Genomic DNA, 19,173 nt, shown 5'->3' on the forward strand with positions numbered 1-19,173 from the left:
CTTCAATGCCCAGGGGGGGCACCAAGCCCGGATTGGCCAAATTTTCTGGGTTCTCTAAGGCGGTACGATGAGGGGACAGCCACGCTGTAACCCATCTAACCCAGTCAAGAACTCAATGTACGACGTCATTGTGGTGGGGGCTGGCCCCGCCGGAGCATCGACCGCCTACCACCTGACCAAGCAGGGGCACTTGGTACTGATTGTAGAAAAAGATGCCCTGCCTCGCTACAAGCCTTGCAGCGGCGCAGTATCGCCCAGCGTGGCGGATTTTTTTGACTTTGACTTTACCCCGGCGATCGATCGCCCCATGCGCCGGGTGCGCTACACCTACAAGCTGGGCGACCCCGTTGAGGCCGAGCTCACCACCGCCGACCCGATCTGGATGGTGAAACGCGAGGTGTTTGACCACTTTCTGGTGCAGCAGGCGCAGAATCTGGGGGCACAGCTAAAGGAGAGTACGGCTGTCACTAGCATTGAGAATAAGGGCGACTACTGGCAGGTCTCCACTACAGAGGGAATGTTTGAAGCAGCCTACCTGGTCGCCGCCGACGGCGCTACCGGCCCGATGGCTAAGTGGCTGGGCTTTCCTAATTTGACGCTGCGCACCGCCAGCGTGTTAGAAGTGCCTGCCCCCCTGGGGGATAACTGCGCCATCAACTTTGAGTTTGGCCTCATCAAGCAGGGCTGTGCGTGGAACTTCCCTAAAGCCGACGGTTACTCGATTGGGGCGGCGACCTTTTTGGGCCAGGCTCCAGCAGACTACAGAAAGGCCTTAGAAAAATATAGCCAGTCCTTTGGGGTCAGCCTCGATCAGGGTACGGTCTACAGCCACCCGCTGAAACTGTGGGATGGCAACCATCCTTTGCATACCCATCGGGCGGTGCTGGTGGGCGAAGCCGCTGCCATTGTCGATCCGCTCAGTGCCGAAGGCATTCGCCCCGGCATGATTAGCGGTGTGCGGGCCGCCGAGGCGATTCACGCAGCGCTGGATGGCGATCCCCAAGCCCTAGCCAACTACACCGCCACTATGCACGCTACCTGGGGCGAAGATATGCCCTGGGCCAAGCGCATTGCCGGGCTGTTCTTTCGAGTGCCGGGGATCGGTTACCGAGTGGGCATCAAGCGACCCACAGCCACCCAGCGGTTGGGGCAAATTTTAGCTGGAGAAGTGCGCTATGCCGATATTGCCGGCCGAGTGATGAAGCGGCTAAGTGGAGGGTTGTTGTCAGGGTAGCCATGTCAGCAGGAAGCTACGATTCACAGCTTCATCTAGAGCCACAAAAGTCCTATGGACAGATACAGTCCGCTATCAACCGCTGAAACCCTTGAAGAGAAAAGGTAGCAGGCCCTGAGTCAATGCGATCGCCTCATCAAAGATTTTGCTAACCGTGCAGATCGACACAAGCTTCGTTTCAAGCAGCTGCAAACCGCTAGTCTCGGTTTGGCTATTTCCACAACAATCTTATCTGCTCTATCCGCTAGCAAAGTATTGGGTCAGTTAGATTGGATAGTCCTGGCTATCAGTGGTTTGGCTACGCTTGCTACGACCTTACTCAGTCAAACTAACTCACAAAAAATGTGGGTCCAATCTCGTAATATCTCCCAAAGTTTTCAGGCTGAAATGTTTTTGTATCTCCAAGACAGTGGAGAATACACCAACCTGGAGGACGATACAAAACGTCTTAAGTTCTTTTCAAAGCGGTTGATGGACCTTTGGTCACAGGCACAAGAAAACTGGTCCCAGCAAGCATCCTCAAAGACATAAGCAGCCCACATTGAAACCTACAGCCTGTCACTAAACCACAAATCTAAAATCACTATTTGCAGGGTTTTCCCAAGTGGCGGTACCAGCGGGCGAGTTTGTGAGGATCAACGCCGAGTAGGTAGCCAGCTATCATGGCCTGATTCGCCAGGGTGGTACGGAGAATGCCGAGAGTGCGCCAGCGCCGATCGCTCGTCACCACGGCGCTAGGCGCGAGCGCCACCTTGCCCACTTTCCGCAGCCGCCGCATCAGCTCAAAGTCTTCCATCATCGGCAGTTCGGGGAAGCCACCCAGGTTGTGAAAAGCCTCGGCCTTCAAAAAAATAGCCTGGTCGCCGTAGGGCATTTGCAGCAGGCGCGATCGCAGGTTTACCCCCCGTTCCACCCAGCGCAGCCCTCGGCCAGGGCCGTCGATGGTGAGGCGAAAGGCTCCGGCAACCACCCCAGGTTGGGCAAGGGTCTGCCGAATGGTGCGATCGAACCCCTCGGGCAGGCGGGTATCGGCGTGGAGAAACAGCAGCAGGGAGCCGGTAGCGGCGGCGGCCCCACAGTTGAGCTGGTACGATCGTCCCGGGGCCGACTTGACTACCCTAGCTCCCTGAGCTTCAGCCACTTCAGCAGTACCATCGGCACTGCCGCCATCCACCACAATCACCTCCACAAGGTTGGCGGCGTGGATTGTGTCTAGCACCGCTGGCAACTGTCTCGCCTCATTCAAGGCTGGGATCACGACGGAAATCGCGGGCTGCGACAGGGTTTCGTTGGTGCTTAAGACCACGGTGTGGGAATAGTGATCCGCTAGGCTCCACGACTGGGGCAAGGGGCCGACAGCTTGGCGAGCCCTGGGGTTTAACCATAGCGCCAGCTGCGCCTGAAGCTTGGCCACAGCCCATAAACCTTCGATCGAGAGGGGCATACCGCAGTACCAGTGAGCATTTCGATAATTTACCCAACCTGGCACCCAGCGGGAATGAGGGGTAAGTTAATGTTTGCTGAGAGTGCTGCCGAGACCAGGCTAAAATCGGTCAAAAATGTAGTTGTCGGCGTATTGGATGGCGCGATCGCACTCAGCCTGGCTGCGCACCGTCCAAGCCAGTAGGGGCAGCTTAAAGTAGCGGCGGGCCAGGGTGGTGGGTAGCGTCGGCAGCGCCTTGACGTTGTAAGAAATAAAATGCGGGGAACTGGCCCAGGTGAGCAGCAGGTTGCTGCGCAAAAACATCTGCGGTTTGCTGGCTAGCTGCCCGCGCATAACATCGGGAGCATGGCGCTTAAACCACTGGAGCGATCGCGGGTTAAACGACTGCACCGCAAACTCCCCCCGGTAGCCCGCCAGAGTTTTCACCAGGGCCTGCTCGGGGCGGCCAACCTTTTTCTCATTCTTGATCTCAATTAGCAGGGGCACTCGACCATCGACACAGGCCAGCATTTCGGCCAGCGAGGGAATGGTCTGCTCGGTGTCATAGAGGCAAAACTGCTTGAGGCTTTGGAGGTTGTGGTGGGCGATGCGGCCCTTGTGGCCCGTCAGTCGCTTCAGGTCGCGATCGTGAAACACAACTAGATTGCCATCGGCCAATAGCTGCACATCGAGTTCGATGGGGTGGTGGGCTGCGATCGCCGCCTCAAAGGCCGCCAGCGAATTCTCTGGCACCGCTGTTCCCTGGTGCAGGCCCCGGTGGGCAATGGGTCGGGTCGTAATCCACTCCATCGCTGGCCTCTCCTAGGCTGATAAGCTGGGCAATGTCCTAAACTGGTCGGTCGAGCTGTATCAAGACTAAACAGTACAATCCAGCAGAGACTCGCGCCAACCCCATTTACTTACCCCCCCTTAACCCTTCCCTTCTCACGCTCTCATCTCCCCCACTCCCCATTTCTCCCATCTCCCCAATGCCCGTCGATACCTGGTTTCCCCTTGCCGTCTACTACACCGACCTGCCCAATGCAGCCCAGCATAAAGCTGCTCTCGCCGAGGCCATTCTTGACCTAGAAGCTAACGGCAGCGAACCCCGCAACTTTCCCGAAATGGCCTGGACGGGCGACCTGCACGGCGTCGAAAAAGTGCACACCGATCCCCGATTTAGCTGGGTGGTCAGCCAGGTCGAAACCCACGTCGTGACCTATCTTCAAGAACTCGGCCTCGACCTCAGCCAGATCGATCTCTACATTCAGCGAGCCTGGCCCGTAGTGTCGCGTCCCCAGCAGGAAGTCGGTGCCCACTGCCACAACACCGCCCACGTCAGTGCCGTGTATTACGTCGCCGTGCCCGAGACGGGCACCGATGCCGCTGGCTGTCTCACCTTTTTAGACGATGCCCGCCCTAACGAGGTCAGCCCTGGCCTCGGCAGCGAAAACACCGACATCATTTCTACCTGGAACTACCTCAACCAAGACCAGGCCCTCTACTTGCCCACCGAAGGGCGGCTGATCGTCTTCCCCGCTAAACAGCGCCACGGGGTAACGCCTAACCACACCGACGAGCTGCGCCTGTCGCTCTCGTTTGATATTGTGCTGACAGCGGCACCGGGACAGGCCGCCGGGGCCTACGAATTTCTCATGCCACCGCCGACCCAGTGGCAACGGTTTGGCGAAGCGACCTAGCTGCCAGTCTCAATTGGGATAAAGGTTTCGTCACTGAGAACGGTACTTGCACTGTAGTTGCTTATGGCTTCGCTCACCCATCACCTGCTGACTATGGCCTACAACAATGCTTGGGCCAACCACCGCCTGTTGAAAGCCTGCTGTGACCTGAGCCAGGCCGACTTTGTGGCCACCAGAACGAGTTTCTTCCCCTCCATCAAAGCGACCTTAAACCATTTGCTAACCGTTGACTGGTACTACATTGACGCCCTAGAGCGCACCATCAACCGTCAGCCTCCAAATCCTAACGCCAAAGCCTTTTTCGACCCGGAAGAGCCCTTTGACAGTTGTGCCGACTTGCACCGGGAACAGCACCAGACCGATAGGCGGTTAATTGCCGTTTGTCGCGCCCTGACCGATGGGTCGCTGGAACAGCTCGTTAGCATTCCCCGGTCCCACGGCATTAAAAGTGAGCAAATATCGCGCCTGCTGGCTCATCTGTTTCACATCAAATTCACCATCGTGGTCAGGCTCACACCATGCTTGCCGGAACAGCGGTTGAACCGCCCCAGCTCGATGAGTTCTTTTGTGCCAACGAGGCAAAATTGAGGGAACGCGATTTCCAAGAGTTGGGCTTTTCAGAACAAGAGATATGGGGCAGTTAACCAAGGGTAAGTGCAATGGACATTCGCGAAGATGACCTGACGGGCCAGCAGATCATTGCCCTGCTGCGCGAGCATTTGGAAAACATGCACGAGATTACGCCCCCCGGCAGCGTTCACGCGCTGGATTTAGAGCGGCTGAGGGCACCAAACATTACCTTTTGGACGGCCTGGGATGGGGATGACCTGCTGGGCTGCGGCGCGCTAAAAGAACTCGGCCCCACCAGCGGTGAAGTTAAGTCGATGCGTACGCCCGCAATTCACCGCCGCAAGGGCGTTGCCTCTAGCATTTTGGAACACATTATCGAAGTCGCCCGGCAGCGCGGCTACACCCACCTGTATCTAGAAACGGGCGCGTTCCATGCCTTTGCCCCAGCTCGCAGGTTGTACGAGCGCTACGGCTTTGAGTATCGAGGTCCCTTTGGCGGCTACACCGACGATCCCAACAGCTCGTTTATGGCGAAAAGCCTTTAGCGACAGCGCCAAGATACCTTAGCGACAACTCAGGGATTAGGGCGATTCACGCGAATAAGTTTTCCTGCCAACGTTCCTGTTTCGAGAATCGCTTGGTGTACTCGATTGGCAAGCCCTTGGCGATCGATGTCTTCTGTGCAAACGATAATGCCAGCATGAGCAAGATTTTGTTTATGCAGCCGAATGAAGTCGCCTCGGTTAACGGTTAGCACAGCTCGATTTTGACTGCTAGCAAAAGCTAAGACCATTTCATCAGGGATGCGTTTATTCCCTTGCCCTGCTTCTTGGACGGTCAGCACATCATGCCCTAAGTCTCTGAGCAGTCGACTGACTTGGCGAGGATAAGCCTCATCGGCGTAGAGTTGAGCCATGCTCAGGCTGCTGCTTGCCGTTGAAGGGCAGCTTCAATTTCGGCTTGGTGGCTGCTGGCATAGAGCCAGGCGTTGGTTAGGTCTGCGGCGGTGAGGTCGGGATAGTCTTCTAACAGAAAGGCTTCGGTTGCGCCCTGCTGGCGGAGGCTGACTAGCAGCCAGACGGGAATGCGGGTTTGGCGAATGCAGGCATCGCCGCCCATCACGCCGGGGGTTTTCTCAATGCCAACCCAGGTACCGCTGAGGCTAGAAACCAGCAGTTGAATGACCTGCGCTTTTTCTTGGGGCGAAAGCGCTAGCAGTTCGGTTTGGAGTTGGTCGATGGTCATAATTGTTGGCTCCACACAATCAGATTGTAAAAGATGCCAGCTAAGAACAGGAACCCAGCAATTAAGACTTAAGGAATAGCTTTCATCACCAACACTAAACCTCTCTCCCAAGCCAACTTAGCAACAGCATCGGTAAAATCAAAAAAGGGTTTTGAAACCGGGAAGGGCTTAATGCCCAAAGATTCAACAGAATATTTAGTCTCTAGCTCTATACTCTGAGATATTTCTTTAATACCAAGAGATTCAGCCAGGACATTTTTAATCCAGAACTCACTTATAAGAGCAGGGTTATCAAATAATGCTGCATATAGTCTATCTTCTTGTCGGAAAAACTTGATTTCGTGGACATAAGCCATTTTTAGATTCCTTAAAATAAGGATAATTCAATTAAATCGAGCGAGAATACTAGGTGAGTAGAGCACCAGCGTAACCCAAAAAAGCAACCCGCAGCCACCTTCTAGCAATGCTGCGCGAAATGTCGGGTTTCACTCTATTCAAGAGGTGCGAATGTAGCGAGATAGATGGTAAGCCGCCAGCTTTACGTCTTCTGGGGTAACCCGTTGCGGTTCATTGTCGATAAAACTGGGCAGCGCTTTGGGGTTGAGCACCCAGAGGTCAGAAGGCCCTTTTGTCTTAGACGACTCCACGAACCATCCTGGAAAAACCACTACTGGCTTGACAGCGAAAGACCTGCCGGTACTTTCCTTCAAAACTTCTGTAACCCAGTAAGCCTGAGCCTTGGCCTGCTCAACCGCATTGCGCTCCATCAACTGACCATTGATCTGAATAGTTTCGCCGTCAAAGTGAATAGTGGATTTTCCAGACGATGATTTGCTGTAGGTTTTGGTTTCAATCGTGAAAATGCCGCGATCGCAAATCACCACATGATCGACGTTGAACCCCTTTCCCACAATGTCATGGAAGACCCGATAGCCTTTTTCTCTCAAATCTGACAAGTATTGGCCAACCGCCTTCTCTCCATCTCGCGCCATCCTCAAGCGCCTAAGCTGCAATCTCAATCGGTAGAGCCTAAAGCAGGCATAGCTCGAAATCGGAATGGCAACTATGAGTGTTGCTAAAGGTTGCGGCGGGGTGTTACTCACTGCGCGCCACCACTCGTATCCGGTGAAGATGATGGGCAGCAAAAACATGCCCAGCCACGTGTTGAGGTCTTCATCCCACAAACGCTGTAGCTCTTCATCGAGGGATTGCCCTGGATTCCGCAAGGGTTTGTCTTTTAGGGGAGATACCCGTTGCCTGCGGGCGTTTAGCTTCATAGTCGATAAACTTCCTGGGGCTAACTGCTAGGCACGTTGAGAGTATGCCCCAGATACATGACGCGAAACCAACCGATACCCTTACCCCTGCTTTAGGCGATACCGCTTCTGCGATTGCGTATCGCGAGGGGTCACAACCCAGGTGTTTTCTCCATTGAGATAGTCGTAGATGGCGACTATTGCGATCGAGTTTTTGAGGGTGACGTAGAAGGGTAAAAACAGCACATGCTTAATGTAGTAAGTCAGCGGATAACGCCTAGAGGCAATCTTCGCAGTGGCTAGAATCTGGTAAAACCCGCTAAAGAGCGACAGGCCACCGGCAATAAGAAAATAAACCCGCATCTGGCCAGACACCGCACCGGGCACTAGCAAAAAGGCCAGCAACACCGGCAAGAGCTGTAGCGAAATTAGGGCGAAAGATTCGCAGTAGTAGAGCAGATACGTCCAATAAAATTTTTGCCAGTTGTTGAAGTGGGGCGATCGCCACAACCGGCGCTGATAGAGCAGCGACACTTCTAGCCAACCGTGGGCCCAGCGTTTGCGCTGAAACCAAAAGGTTTTGAGCGAGGCGGGCGCTAGCTCACTGGTGACAATGCTGCGATCGTGCAGAATTTTGTAGCCGTTGAGCAGCGTTCTCAAAGAGGCGTCGATATCTTCGGTCAATCGGTTAGGGTTGAAGCGAATCTGTTTGAGCACCGAGGTGCGCCAGTAGCCGTTCGAGCCGCCAAAGATGCTGGAGTCGGTGAGAAATGACTTCGCCGCATGGCTAATGCCGTAGAGCTGCTCAAACTCGATCGCCACATTTTGAGCCAGGAAATTTTCGTCGTAGTTGCGAATGACGTTGCGCCCTTGAATGACGTCATAGCCCTGGGCAATCCAGTGCCACGATCGTCTAAAACAGTCGGCGCTGGGATGGTGGTCGGCATCGAGCACGCAGGTGATTTCTCCCGTCGCAATGTCGAGAGCGGCATTCATATTTTCGGCCTTAGACTGACTGCCTTCAACCCGCAAAATGGTCAGCTCATCATGCTGTCTGGCTAGCTGATGCAGCTCAGCTTCAATGGGCAGATCGACGGGCGTGTTGTAGGCCAAAATGATTTCTAAGCCGCCCGCTGGTCGCTCAATGTGAGCGAGCAAATGGTGGAGAGTCTCAACGATAATGCTCTGCTCGTTGGGCAAGTAGGCGGCGACCAAAAACGAGCAGCGGGGCACCGGATCGAGGGGGGAGGGGTACTCAGCCCCCCGCACTCCCATCCAGGCTTTGACCTGGTTGCGGGTCTGCTCTGACGGCTGATTGAACCGGTGACGATGGGTTGCAAACCGGCGAAACAGCGCGTTGGTCGACTCGATGATAATCATCACCGCGTTGAACAAAAAAAGCGTCAGCACGACGGCCCGTGGCCCTACTAAAGCCCAACCACTAAGCAGCAAATACCCATAAAAGACGGCGGGTAGGCCAATCAGCAGCACGTGGGTAAAGATAACCTTTTGAATTTCGCTAGACCATGTTTTGGCCACTACGGTGCAACTCCTGGCTTAAACAACAGTTTTGATTGGGGCATAGGGGCTGCTCTGAACCCTCGACGTGGCCTCAACCAGGCTCAACTGGTTGGCATTGACCCAAATTGTTCGACGATCCTCTGCAATTTGGCAAAGATAGGATTCGCCTTCGTCGAGTAGAGTTTCAACCTTGTGCACAGTCCAGTCTCGGCTGCCCTTGTAGCTGACGCGATCGCCCACTACCGGGCGCCAGTTGGCCCCTTCAGGCGTTGGGTTCTGCATTAGCAAGTAGTCAATATCGCGCCACAGCTGCACAGCGCTGCGCTGCATGAAGGGGCGCGCCGCATCGGCAATCATGGCCAGAACCAGGGTGCCAACGACCATTAGCGGCAGCGCAACCCAATAACGCCAAACGCTATCTTGCACCCACAAATTGATCGTGCGATCGATCACAAAGCCGTGAATTAAGAAGTAGCTATAGCTATGGACGCCCAGCCGTCCCATGGCCGCCGACAGTGCCGGCACATTGCTGAGCGATCGCAGCACCACCGCCGCCACCATGACAAAACCAATAGGAAACAGCAGATCGCAGACCACCCAGCCCATGAGATAAAACTGCGCTACAAAACCCACCGCATAGACTAGCAACCCAACCCAAAGCAGCCGCTGAGGCCGCCAAAACAAAGGACCACGGTGCTGGCAGTAGGCCTCTGCCATGGCCATACCGACTACAAAGGTGCTCAGCTTGGCCGCAAATGAGACAAAGGGCAACCAGTTGTTGGGCGTGTCAAACATGGAGTAGGTCAGATGACCACCAAAGTGGTAGACCGCAGCGTAGCGATAGAGCAGCGTGAGCACTAAACTCACCAGCAGCAAATTGCGGGTTCCCCAGCGGTTTAAAAGGTGCCAGAGGATAGGAGAAATGAGCGTGAAACTAATAATTAGGGGAATAAACCACCAGGGGCCGCTGGTTGCCAACAAACGTTCGCCGTCAAAGCCAAACAGCAGCGGAAATGTAACCCCAGCAAAGGTGTCCCACTGTGACGGTCGATAGGTGTTGGTGGCAATACCAATCAGCCAAAGAATTGGATAGGCCAGCCAGGCTACGGTCCAAAACGGCCAGAGAATTCGCAGCAGACGGCTTTGAATAAACTCGCCTGCACCGACAGCATGAGCTTTGCTGCGCAGCGACAAAACCAACACAAAGCCAGCAACTAAAATAAAGATGTCGACTGCCTGAAAGCCAAACCAAACCGGCAGAGCGATCGCAGAAGCCAGCATATTTTGGCCGAGATGAGCGTTGGCCTCAGCAATAGTTACCCAATTGCTGCGCAACCCGGTGGGTTGGGGAGTGTAGGCATACTTTGTAAACAGCAGCTGGGCGTGATAGAGCAAAATGCCAACGGCCGCTAATAGCCGAATACCTTGTAGCCAATTAAGCCGTTGTTTTGAAGGCTGATAATGCTTAGAATTGAGTTGAGACATAGACCGACGACTTCAGTAAGTTTTGCCTCGAAGCGCTCTAAACCCTTTCTCACGCAAGGGTTACTAGAGGGGGTTAAACCAGTAGACACCGCTATGCCCACAGGCGCGACTCACGGGAAAGCTGTCGCTCGGGCATAGTATTGATTGAGAAAACCTACCGATCGCGCAAGCAGCAGCGAGCGTAACATTTCGTTCAGAATACATGCAATAAAAGTTGATGAAAATCAGCCCTAAGTAGTATTTACTGGAGCACAAAAACCAGCTTTAACAGGTTCTGAGCCGACGGTTTTGCAGAGTTTTAGTTCCCCATTATTGCTCTAGAGCAAACTCCGTGTTTTTACCACAAGAAAAGCCATTACCCAAGCTTTTCAAAATATCTCTCAGTTGAGTAACGTGGCATACAAAACCAGTATTAGGACAAAGCGATGGTATACACATTTCCACCTGGGTTTCAGTGGGGGGTAGCGACTGCGTCATACCAGATTGAGGGGGCTGCCGAGGCCCGAGGCCCCAGCGTGTGGGATATGTTTAGCCAAACTCCAGGGCGCGTGCTGCATGGCGATACTGGGGCGATCGCCTGCGACCATTTCCACCGCTACCGTGACGACATCGCCCTGATGGCTGACCTGGGCGTGCGCCACTACCGCTTCAGCATCTCCTGGCCCCGCATCATCCCCCAGGGGCGCGGTGCGGTGAATGACGCTGGTTTAGCCTTTTACAGCGAGCTAGTCGACACCCTGCTTGAGTTTGGCATTACTCCCCATGCCACCCTGTTTCACTGGGATAGTCCCCAAGCCCTCGAAGACGAGTACGGCTCGTGGCGCAGTCGCCAGATGGCGCAAGACTTTGCCGACTACGTCACAGTGGTGGTGAAGAAGCTGGGCGATCGCATCATCCACTGGATGACCCTCAACGAAATTTTCTGCTTTACCCACATCGGCTACGGCGTTGGCCACGTTCCCGAAATGGCCCCCGGCACCGTCGTTAAAACCAGTAAAGAAGTCTGGCAAACCTCCCACCACGCCCTGCTGGCCCACGGCCTCGGCTGCCAGGCCATTCGTGCCGCCTCGCCCCAGCCCTGCCAGGTGGCGCTAGTGGATAACTACCTCGCCACCGTCCCCCTCACCGACACCCCAGCGGATATCGCGGCGGCCCAGGCCGCCTTTCCTCTCACAGGCACCAACGGCGGCATTATCTACCCCGTCTTAACTGGGGAATACAATCCTCAACTGCTGGCAGATTTGGGCAAGAATGCCCCCGACATTCTGCCTGGCGACCTGGCCACCATTCACCAACCGCTAGATTCCCTCGGGTTTAATGTCTACACCGGGGCCTATGTGCGGGTGGCTGACAATGCTAGGGGCTTTGAGGCGCTGCCCTTTCCTCAGAGCTACCCGCGCATGCACATGCCCTGGCTGCATATCTTGCCCGACAGCCTCTACTGGGGCGTGCGCCACATCAGCGATACCCTTCAGCGTCCCGAGCTGCGCGTCTTCATCAGCGAGAATGGCTGCGCCGCCCAGGATGAACTCACGCCCACTGGCGAAGTGCTGGATCTCGATCGCATCCAGTACCTGCAACAGTATCTGCGATCGGCCCACCGCGCTGTGCAAGAGGGCTATCCACTGATGGGCTATTTCCTCTGGACTTTTATGGATAACTTTGAGTGGGCCTATGGTCGCGATCGCCGCTTTGGCATCACCTATGTAGACTTCGCCACCCAGCAGCGCATTCCCAAAGCCAGCTACCACTGGTACGCCCGCTGCATTGAAGAAAATCGAGTGGTATAGCCAGCAGAAGATGTATCCCGATCGCAGCGGGGCAACCTGAAGCATTAACAGCCTTCAGTCGCTTCAGGTTCACGATGCGCGAGTTCTACGACATTGTCCAAGCCGCGACAGATGAGCAGCGTCATGAACTGGGCGAACTCGTCGGCTCAGGGTTTGGCGGCCAGCCAGATACACTCTGCGATCACATCAAATATTTGCGGGCTGGCACTATTGGGCAGCTGTTTTGGCAGGCGTCATGGAAGCAGGTGGTTACGGATGTCGCTGACCATGTTGGTATCGACTGGTTAGCGCTGCTGTCCGGACGGCACTGGCAAGAGCTGCCTACCGAAGAAATTGAGGCAGCTGTGGTGGCCAAACTATTCCACGATATGTTTGATCAGCTATCCCCAGACCAACAGCAAAAAGTCGTCATGGAAATGCATCGCCATGGCGATGACTCTCGCCTAGAGGCTTTGTTTCTAGGTGGTGGCGCGATGGCGGCAGCCAAAATGAGCGGGTTTGGAGTGTATTTGATGGCCAGCACAGTGTTAGGTGGGCTAACAAATGTGATGGGTCTAACGCTGCCGTTTGCAGTTTATATAGGTATGAGTCAGGCGATCGCTTTGGTACTAGGCCCGGTAGGGTGGGCAGCCTTAGCCAGTGGAATCGTTTGGACCCTAAATCAACCGAACTGGGAGCGCCTCACGCTGGGAGTAGTTTATGTGTCACTCCTGCGCAATAACGGTATTTTCGAAGCTACTGGATAAGTGACTATCTTGGTACCAGACGAAACTAGGGAGAAAATATCGTCTACTACTTGGGAAGCACCCCATGAAACGTCGCCCCTTTCTGCGCTACACCACGACCACTGCCCTCGCAGTTTCAGGTCTAGGCCATGTCTCAGGCGAACTTCTCGCCAGTCCGCCGCCGCTCACCCTGCATGTTTACCTGCCCAACGGTGATCCGCTACCCAAGTTTGAACTCAACCGCCTCTACTTTCTGGGTCTAGACGACGAACCCATTCCCCACCCCGATCGCACCGTAGAAGACGGCATTCTCACCACCCAGCCGCCAGCGGGCCGCTTCGCGATCGCCCTTCAGCTCCCCGTGGAGGGTTTTGGCGATGTCACCCTCTATGCCGACAACCAGGGGCGCGGCTTTACGCCAACAGATTTTCCGCTGGTGCTGAATGGGGCGTTTGCGCGCGATCGCCTCTACCGAGTTAGCCAAGCGTGCGATCGCTGGCAGCGTCAGGGCTACGGCATTGCTCAGAGTGTGCGCGATCGCCTCCATCGCGCCCAGGCTTACCTCACCCAGGCCAGCCAAGCCCCTGACCTGCAAACCCAGATTCCGTTGTGGAACAACGCTTTGGTGGAAGGGCTATGGGCTGGAGAAGAAGCCGCCCTCAGCCGCGCCCGCCAGCGCATTGTCCGCACCCCACCGCGCCAAGATTTCAAACTCGGCTGCAATGCTTTCGCCCACCCCGGCTTGGGAGCGGAGTACGATCGCCACTTTGAGGCCCTTTTCACCACTGCCACGGTGCCCTTCTACTGGAAACCCTTCGAACCTGAGCGGGGCCAACCCACCTACGCCGAAGTTGATACCCAGGTAGCATGGCTACGGCAGGCAGGGATTGCTCCCAAGGGACACCCGCTCACCTGGTTTCATGAGGTCAGCGTACCCGACTGGGTGCGCCCACTGCCCTATGACCAAGTTAAAGCGGCCTTGCATCAGCGCATCGTGGAGATCACGCAGCGGTACGGCAGCCAAATTCCCACCTACGACGTGATCAATGAAGCCCATATCGTACCCTGGGGCAACGAGTTAGGCTACGACCAAGACCAATTTCTCGACCTCACTCGCATGGCCTGCGAGGCCGCTAAAGAGGGCTATCCCGCTGTGAAACGGGTGGTCAATAGCTGCTGCCTATGGGCTCGCAATGTCGCTCTGTACGGCCCACCCCAGCACAGCCCCTATCAGTACCTCACAGCCTGCCTGGCCGCCGCCATCGACTTTGAGGTGATTGGCCTACAGCTCTACTATCCCGACCAGGATATGTTCGAAATCGATCGCCTGCTCGATCGCTTTGCCGACCTGGGCAAGCCCATCCACATCACTGAGATGGGCTGTTCTTCTAACACTGGCACCGACGAAAATTCGATCATGGGCGAGGCTGAAGGAATGTGGCACGCCCCCTGGAGCGAGCAGGTTCAGGCCGACTGGGTCGAGCAGATCTACACCCTGGGCTACAGCAAACCCGAGATCGAAGTGGTCTCCTGGTGGGATCTGTCAGACCAGGCTGTTTTCTGGCCCTTTGGCGGGCTGCTGAACCGCGAAAATCAGCCTAAAGCTGCCTACTATCGACTCCAGGGGCTCAAGAAAGCCTGGGGTTTGCAGAGCTAGGGGCAAGACCTAAGCCCTGTCCACCTAATCCTCGACGCCGCCAGAATTTTGCTATCCGATGTCCCCCAGCAACATGAGCTGGCGAACATTGGGATCTGTGGCCGGGGTCTGCGGCTTTCGTCGCCGCGACTTTGGCGGCAGCACATTCACATGGGCCACAAACCAGGTGCGCAGAGTCGCCGTCTGCGCGACATCTAGGTCAGCCAACGGCAGCGCGGTGGGAAAGAGATCGGCGATCGCACTCTCAGCCCAGGCCACCTCGCCCCCATAGAGCTCCGTGCCAAAGGGCGTCAAATCCTTGGGCATCTGCGCCAGGTGAGGCAGCAGGTTACTGGCGTTGAGAAACTTGCCCCGCTGGGCTTCGAGCAGTTTGACCCGATGCTGGCGAGCCGCTTTATAGTTCAAAATTGGGGCGGGGTAGCCCGATAGGGTAGGCGGGCTGCCGAGCTGCCCTGGGTGCACATCCGCCAGCTCCGGCACCCAGCGCTTGATGAACTCGCCCTCAGGGTCACAGCGATCGATCGCCACCTGGCCAGGGTTGTAGATACGCGTCCAGGTTTTATCGATGCAGTGGGTCACCCCCGACTGCATCGCCCACTGATAATGGTCGATGGGGCAGTCACCGTCTATTAAATGACGCATAAAGTGCAGCGCTCCGTAGCGCCAGTCGATGCCGCCCAGGTTGCTGAGAAAGCTGGCATAGATGGCGCGGGTGCGAAAGTTTAGCGCCAGGTAGCCCCCGGTCGCCTGCAAACAGCGCGCGGCAGCATCCACAATCGGGAAGCCGGTGTGGCCAGTCTGCCAGGCCTGGTAGAGATCGGGGTCAAAGGCCCAACCATCGTCGTCAAAGGTGTGGTAGAGCGATCGCAGCTCCAGCTGCGGTAGATACCGAAACCGCTGGGTAAACCCGTTGCCCCACCGCAGACGCGAAATCAGCTGCCGGTGGCTGCGGCGCACCCGGTCATCCCCAAAATCGGGCGCGCTGCGGATGGTTTGCACACATTCTCGCACCGAGATCACGCCAAATTTGATGTGGGGGCTGAGGCCCGTGGTGGCCTCGGCGCTGGGGTATGACAGCTGCCAGTAGTAGCGATCGGCCTTATCGGTCAAAAAGCCTTGCAGCAGGGCGCGGGCAGCGGCGGTGCTGGCAGGGGGAATCGGCTTTTCGTCAGCCCGGTGACCTAAAGCATCCAGGCCGGGTAACGGATCGCTGGGGATCGCTGGCGGTACGGAAACCTGTTGGGGCGTGGGCACTAGGGGTTGGCCCATCTCCCGATACCACAGCTCCCGGTATTGGGGGTAGGGGATGAGGTCGGCGGCGCTAGCGGCGGGCTCAAACCAGCGAATTTTCATGCCCCGCTGGGCAAGGGCCTGGTTGAGGCGAGCATCACGAACCCGACCATAGATGCGCTCGACGTCGGTGTGGGCATAGATGCCGTCGGCGTCGGTTTCCTTAACCAGATCGGGCAAGACCTGAACCGGGTCGCCCGATCGCACAATCAGCCGTCCGCCCAAGGCTTTCAAGTCTGCATCCAGAGCGTGCAGGGCGGCCAGCAAAAACGCCACCCGAGCCGAGCCAGTTTCAGGATGGTGCAGCAGAGCGCGATCGAACACGAACACCGGCACCACCAGGCCCCGCCCCGCCGCCCGCCGCAGTGGCTCATGATCCGATACCCGCAGGTCACGGCGAAACCAGACAATGGTTCTGTTCATGGCGTTTCAGGCATAGCCACGGCGATCCCCAAGGAAGCACAGAGGAACAAGACAGCACTTTTCAAACCGTAACCAAAAAACAACTGGCCTATCTGATTGCTGAATAGTATTTTAGTACTATACTTGGGTTTATCAATTCCCCTCTTTCTTCGCTGCCACCTAAGCCCCTTTTGGGCTATACCTCTCGGCGGCTAATTACCTCTACCCCAGCGGCACTCACCCCTGGCGTAGAACATCTGGGCAGGGTCTTCAGGCCAGTTCTTGGCCCCAAGCAAGCTCGCGTCAGGGCCTCTACTCTGGCTGCCCGGCATTGGGCACCCCCCTTATCTCAAACGGTAAATAGCAAAGGTCAACGCCATGGTTCAACGTTCTTCTTACCCCGTGTCGGCCCACTATCAGCCTCCTCAGCCTCAGCCCCAACCGGTGCATCCTCGCCCGGTGAACCCCCAAGCGATGCCGCCGCAACCGATGCGGCCTCAGCCCAGTCCCTACGCCTACGTGCCCCAACCGCGGCGGACCGCCCCTGGAGCCTTTCCAGACCGACCGCAGCCCCGTCAGGTGCTGATGGCCGGAAGCATGGCGGGAGGCTCAATGCTCGCTTTGGCAGCCCTGCTGATTTCGCCTAACCCCGATCAAGCCAAGGTGCAGGAGGCCGAGGCCTTTACCTGCATTCGGCAAGAGCAGCCCAAGGCGCTAGTCTCGCGCGACCAAATTAAAAAGCTCTTAGCAACCGAGCTCCAAGCGCCCAAGACCACGGTGCAGGAGTTTCTTCAGGTGCCCTACTGCGTGCTGTCGCCGGGCAAAACCGAGGCAGGGCTGCCCGCCGATCGCGAGGCTTACCCCCTAGAGTTTGACCCACAAACCTGGCTGGTGGTGCTGTACGAGGGCGATCGCTACGCCGGATACGACTTTCGCTTTCGCTAAGGCGTGCCGCAATCCGTGGTCCGTTGCCGAAGTTCTTTGCTAGAGTGGCAGGGCAAATTGGCCAGGCTCCTATAGTGTTGCATTCTAAGCTGCTGCAGAAAAAGCCTCCGCTGCTGTTGCCCTTGGGCGCGGCTCTACTCTTTATCGGCGGCGGCGCGCTGACCTTTTGGGCCACTTCCCGACACGGACAATTAGCCAAAACGTTGCCCGCTGGGGCCAATGCCATTCCAGCCGATGCCCTGGCGGTGGTAGCCCTGAGCAGCGATGAAGCGCAGTGGCGACGGCTGCGGCAATTTGGCACTGAGGCCACCCAGGCCCAGTTTGACCAGCAGCTAGTGCAGTGGCGCGATCGCCTGCTGGCCGACCAAGATCTCAACTTTGCCCGCGATATTCAGCCCTGGGTTGGCCCCGAGATCACCCTGGCAGTGCTGCCCGTCGAGACCGGCCCCAGCGACCTGCCCCCGTCACTGCCCGCTCCCGAACTGGCCTTAGCCTCAAATGTGGTGGTAGTGATTCCCATTGCCGATGCCAACCGCGCCCAAAACGACCTAGGCGATCGCCTAGGAGCCGCTGAATCGGTAGAAGATGCCCCCTACCGCGGCGTTACTCTACAGCAGCTCAATGGCGAGGCCGACACCCCTCTCTATGCCGCCGTGCTCGACGCCAAGATGGCGGTGCTTAGCCCCCAGTTGCCCCTGCTGAAGCGGGCGATCGACACCTATAAGGGGGGCGAGTCGCTGGTCACTCGCCCTGGGGTGGGCAAAGCCTTTGAGCAACTTACCGAAACTCGGCCGCTGGCCCGCTTTTATGTGGATGTCCCAGCCCTGTCTCAAACCGTAGCGGCGGCCGCCGACCCCCCCATTGCCCCCGCTCGGCTGCGGGCGTTTCAGACCCCACGGGGGCTGGTGGGGGCGATCGCGCTGCAAAGTCGCGGCGTAGCCCTACAGGGCATCAGCTGGCTCGAACCCGGCTCCCAAACCTTTGCCACCGGCAACAGGGCTGACCAAATGCCCCAGCGACTGCCCACGGGTACCCTGGTGGCGGTGTCAGGGGGCGACTTTCAACAATTTTGGGAAGACTTTGAGGCTGGCGAGCAGCTTTCGGCCCTACTGCCGGTGCGGGCCAACGATTTATCCCTGGGGCTGCAAACCGCCACTGGCTTAAGCCTGCAAGAAAACCTGCTGCCCTGGATGGCTGGAGAATTTGCCCTGGGGGTGCTCAACCCTCCCCCACCGGACGATAGGGACAATGCCCCACCGCTGCCAAATCCTGCCCTGGTGCTGATGGTCAAAACCAACGATCGCGAGGCCGCCACCGCCACCTTTGAACAGCTCGACGCCGTGATGGAGAGCCGCTACCGCTTTGCGATTGAGACCACCGATTTGGGCGGCGTGCCCGTCACCCGTTGGACCTCCCCCTTCGACTCACTGGTGATGGCCCACGGCTGGCTCGACGGCGACATTGCCTTTTTCACCTTGGGTCAGGGCATTGCCGAGCAGGTGGCCCCAACCCCCAACCGCAGCCTGGGCCAAAATGACCTCTTTCAGGCTACTACCGGCAATGCACCGCGCCCCAACAACGGCCACTTTTTTCTCAATTTAGAGACCCTCACCGGGGTCGAAAACAATCTTTTGCTGCCGCCCTTACCCCAGGATGGGCTGCTGAGTTCTGAAGCCATTGAGGCGATCGGGGTAACGGCGACAGTGCTCAGCGATCGCCAGGTGCGCTACGACATTACCGCAGCGCTCAAGCGAGGCGATCGCCCCGGCCCCTTACCCGGCGGAGATGAACCCCAACCCACTCCCACGCCAGAAGCCGCCCCTGAGGCAGCTCCCGATACCGCTCCCTCCACTCCCCAGTAACTCTCGCCGCTGCCTCGACAATTCAACCCGCAAAAGTCGGCCCAAAAAATCGGTACGATAGGAAAGAC

Annotated in this window: 17 protein-coding genes and 1 pseudogene; 9 read left to right on the forward strand and 9 right to left on the reverse strand. The window is 56.9% G+C overall.

Features of this window, described 5'->3' with window-relative positions; all coding sequences use genetic code 11:
* The first annotated feature begins 115 nt into the window (after nt 1-115).
* Nucleotides 116-1,234, forward strand: coding sequence for a geranylgeranyl reductase family protein (locus H6F57_RS05960; RefSeq protein ID WP_190627656.1), 1,119 nt, complete (start codon nt 116-118; stop codon nt 1,232-1,234).
* A 583-nt stretch (nt 1,235-1,817) separates the two neighbouring features.
* On the opposite strand, the gene H6F57_RS05970 is transcribed toward H6F57_RS05960, so the two are convergent.
* Together H6F57_RS05970 and H6F57_RS05975 are read right to left on the reverse strand one after the other, a co-directional pair.
* Entirely contained in the window at nt 1,818-2,678 is an 861-nt protein-coding gene (locus H6F57_RS05970; protein ID WP_190627654.1) for a TIGR04283 family arsenosugar biosynthesis glycosyltransferase, read from the reverse strand.
* 99 nt (nt 2,679-2,777) lie between these two features.
* The gene (locus H6F57_RS05975) at nt 2,778-3,467 is read right to left on the reverse strand and encodes a glycerophosphodiester phosphodiesterase family protein (RefSeq protein ID WP_190627652.1); all 690 of its coding nucleotides are present in this window, start codon (nt 3,465-3,467) and stop codon (nt 2,778-2,780) included.
* Between the two features lie 179 nt (nt 3,468-3,646).
* Between H6F57_RS05975 and H6F57_RS05980 the strand changes: the two genes are divergently transcribed.
* The 3 genes and pseudogenes from H6F57_RS05980 (at nt 3,647) to H6F57_RS05990 (ending at nt 5,472) form a co-directional block, all read left to right on the forward strand.
* The gene (locus H6F57_RS05980) at nt 3,647-4,357 is read left to right on the forward strand and encodes a TIGR02466 family protein (RefSeq protein ID WP_190627650.1); all 711 of its coding nucleotides are present in this window, start codon (nt 3,647-3,649) and stop codon (nt 4,355-4,357) included.
* A gap of 63 nt (nt 4,358-4,420) precedes the next feature.
* Nucleotides 4,421-5,001, forward strand: a pseudogene (locus H6F57_RS05985) (DinB family protein).
* Nucleotides 5,002-5,016: 15 nt separating this feature from the next.
* A complete protein-coding gene (locus H6F57_RS05990; RefSeq protein WP_190627648.1) occupies nt 5,017-5,472 on the forward strand; it encodes a GNAT family N-acetyltransferase in 456 nt (151 codons plus the stop codon).
* A 29-nt stretch (nt 5,473-5,501) separates the two neighbouring features.
* Here the strand turns inward: H6F57_RS05990 and H6F57_RS05995 are convergent, their stop codons facing one another.
* The 6 genes from H6F57_RS05995 to H6F57_RS06020 form a co-directional block, all read right to left on the reverse strand.
* Nucleotides 5,502-5,843: a DUF5615 family PIN-like protein gene (locus H6F57_RS05995; RefSeq protein ID WP_190627646.1), complete on the reverse strand. Its 342-nt coding sequence runs from the start codon at nt 5,841-5,843 to the stop codon at nt 5,502-5,504.
* Between the two features lie 2 nt (nt 5,844-5,845).
* Nucleotides 5,846-6,172 (reverse strand): DUF433 domain-containing protein, encoded by a 327-nt coding sequence (locus H6F57_RS06000; protein WP_190627643.1) that lies wholly within the window; start codon nt 6,170-6,172, stop codon nt 5,846-5,848.
* Nucleotides 6,173-6,240: 68 nt separating this feature from the next.
* Nucleotides 6,241-6,528 (reverse strand): hypothetical protein, encoded by a 288-nt coding sequence (locus H6F57_RS06005; RefSeq protein WP_190627641.1) that lies wholly within the window; start codon nt 6,526-6,528, stop codon nt 6,241-6,243.
* A gap of 138 nt (nt 6,529-6,666) precedes the next feature.
* Nucleotides 6,667-7,449 (reverse strand): nuclease-related domain-containing protein, encoded by a 783-nt coding sequence (locus H6F57_RS06010; protein ID WP_190627639.1) that lies wholly within the window; start codon nt 7,447-7,449, stop codon nt 6,667-6,669.
* Between the two features lie 81 nt (nt 7,450-7,530).
* On the reverse strand, nt 7,531-8,967 hold the full coding sequence (locus tag H6F57_RS06015; RefSeq protein WP_190627637.1) for a glycosyltransferase: 1,437 nt from the start codon (nt 8,965-8,967) through the stop codon (nt 7,531-7,533).
* 18 nt (nt 8,968-8,985) lie between these two features.
* Nucleotides 8,986-10,434, reverse strand: a complete 1,449-nt coding sequence (locus H6F57_RS06020) for an acyltransferase (RefSeq protein ID WP_190627634.1) — start codon at nt 10,432-10,434, stop codon at nt 8,986-8,988.
* A 425-nt stretch (nt 10,435-10,859) separates the two neighbouring features.
* Here H6F57_RS06020 and H6F57_RS06025 point away from each other — a divergent pair, with 425 nt between their 5' ends.
* The 3 genes from H6F57_RS06025 to H6F57_RS06035 all read left to right on the forward strand — a co-directional run bounded on the left by H6F57_RS06025 (nt 10,860) and on the right by H6F57_RS06035 (nt 14,606).
* On the forward strand, nt 10,860-12,224 hold the full coding sequence (locus H6F57_RS06025) for a GH1 family beta-glucosidase (RefSeq protein ID WP_190627632.1): 1,365 nt from the start codon (nt 10,860-10,862) through the stop codon (nt 12,222-12,224).
* Nucleotides 12,225-12,298: 74 nt separating this feature from the next.
* Nucleotides 12,299-12,970, forward strand: a complete 672-nt coding sequence (locus tag H6F57_RS06030) for a hypothetical protein (protein WP_190627629.1) — start codon at nt 12,299-12,301, stop codon at nt 12,968-12,970.
* 64 nt (nt 12,971-13,034) lie between these two features.
* Entirely contained in the window at nt 13,035-14,606 is a 1,572-nt protein-coding gene (locus H6F57_RS06035; RefSeq protein WP_190627627.1) for an endo-1,4-beta-xylanase, read from the forward strand.
* 51 nt (nt 14,607-14,657) lie between these two features.
* Here the strand turns inward: H6F57_RS06035 and H6F57_RS06040 are convergent, their stop codons facing one another.
* Entirely contained in the window at nt 14,658-16,319 is a 1,662-nt protein-coding gene (locus H6F57_RS06040; RefSeq protein ID WP_190627625.1) for an FAD-binding domain-containing protein, read from the reverse strand.
* Between the two features lie 357 nt (nt 16,320-16,676).
* Here H6F57_RS06040 and H6F57_RS06045 point away from each other — a divergent pair, with 357 nt between their 5' ends.
* Together H6F57_RS06045 and H6F57_RS06050 are read left to right on the forward strand one after the other, a co-directional pair.
* A complete protein-coding gene (locus H6F57_RS06045; RefSeq protein ID WP_190627623.1) occupies nt 16,677-17,243 on the forward strand; it encodes a hypothetical protein in 567 nt (188 codons plus the stop codon).
* A gap of 74 nt (nt 17,244-17,317) precedes the next feature.
* Nucleotides 17,318-19,105, forward strand: a complete 1,788-nt coding sequence (locus H6F57_RS06050; protein WP_190794986.1) for a DUF3352 domain-containing protein — start codon at nt 17,318-17,320, stop codon at nt 19,103-19,105.
* Nucleotides 19,106-19,173: the final 68 nt, after the last annotated feature.

The sequence above is a fragment of the Leptolyngbya sp. FACHB-60 genome (assembly GCF_014695775.1).
GTDB lineage: Bacteria > Cyanobacteriota > Cyanobacteriia > Phormidesmidales > Phormidesmidaceae > Nodosilinea.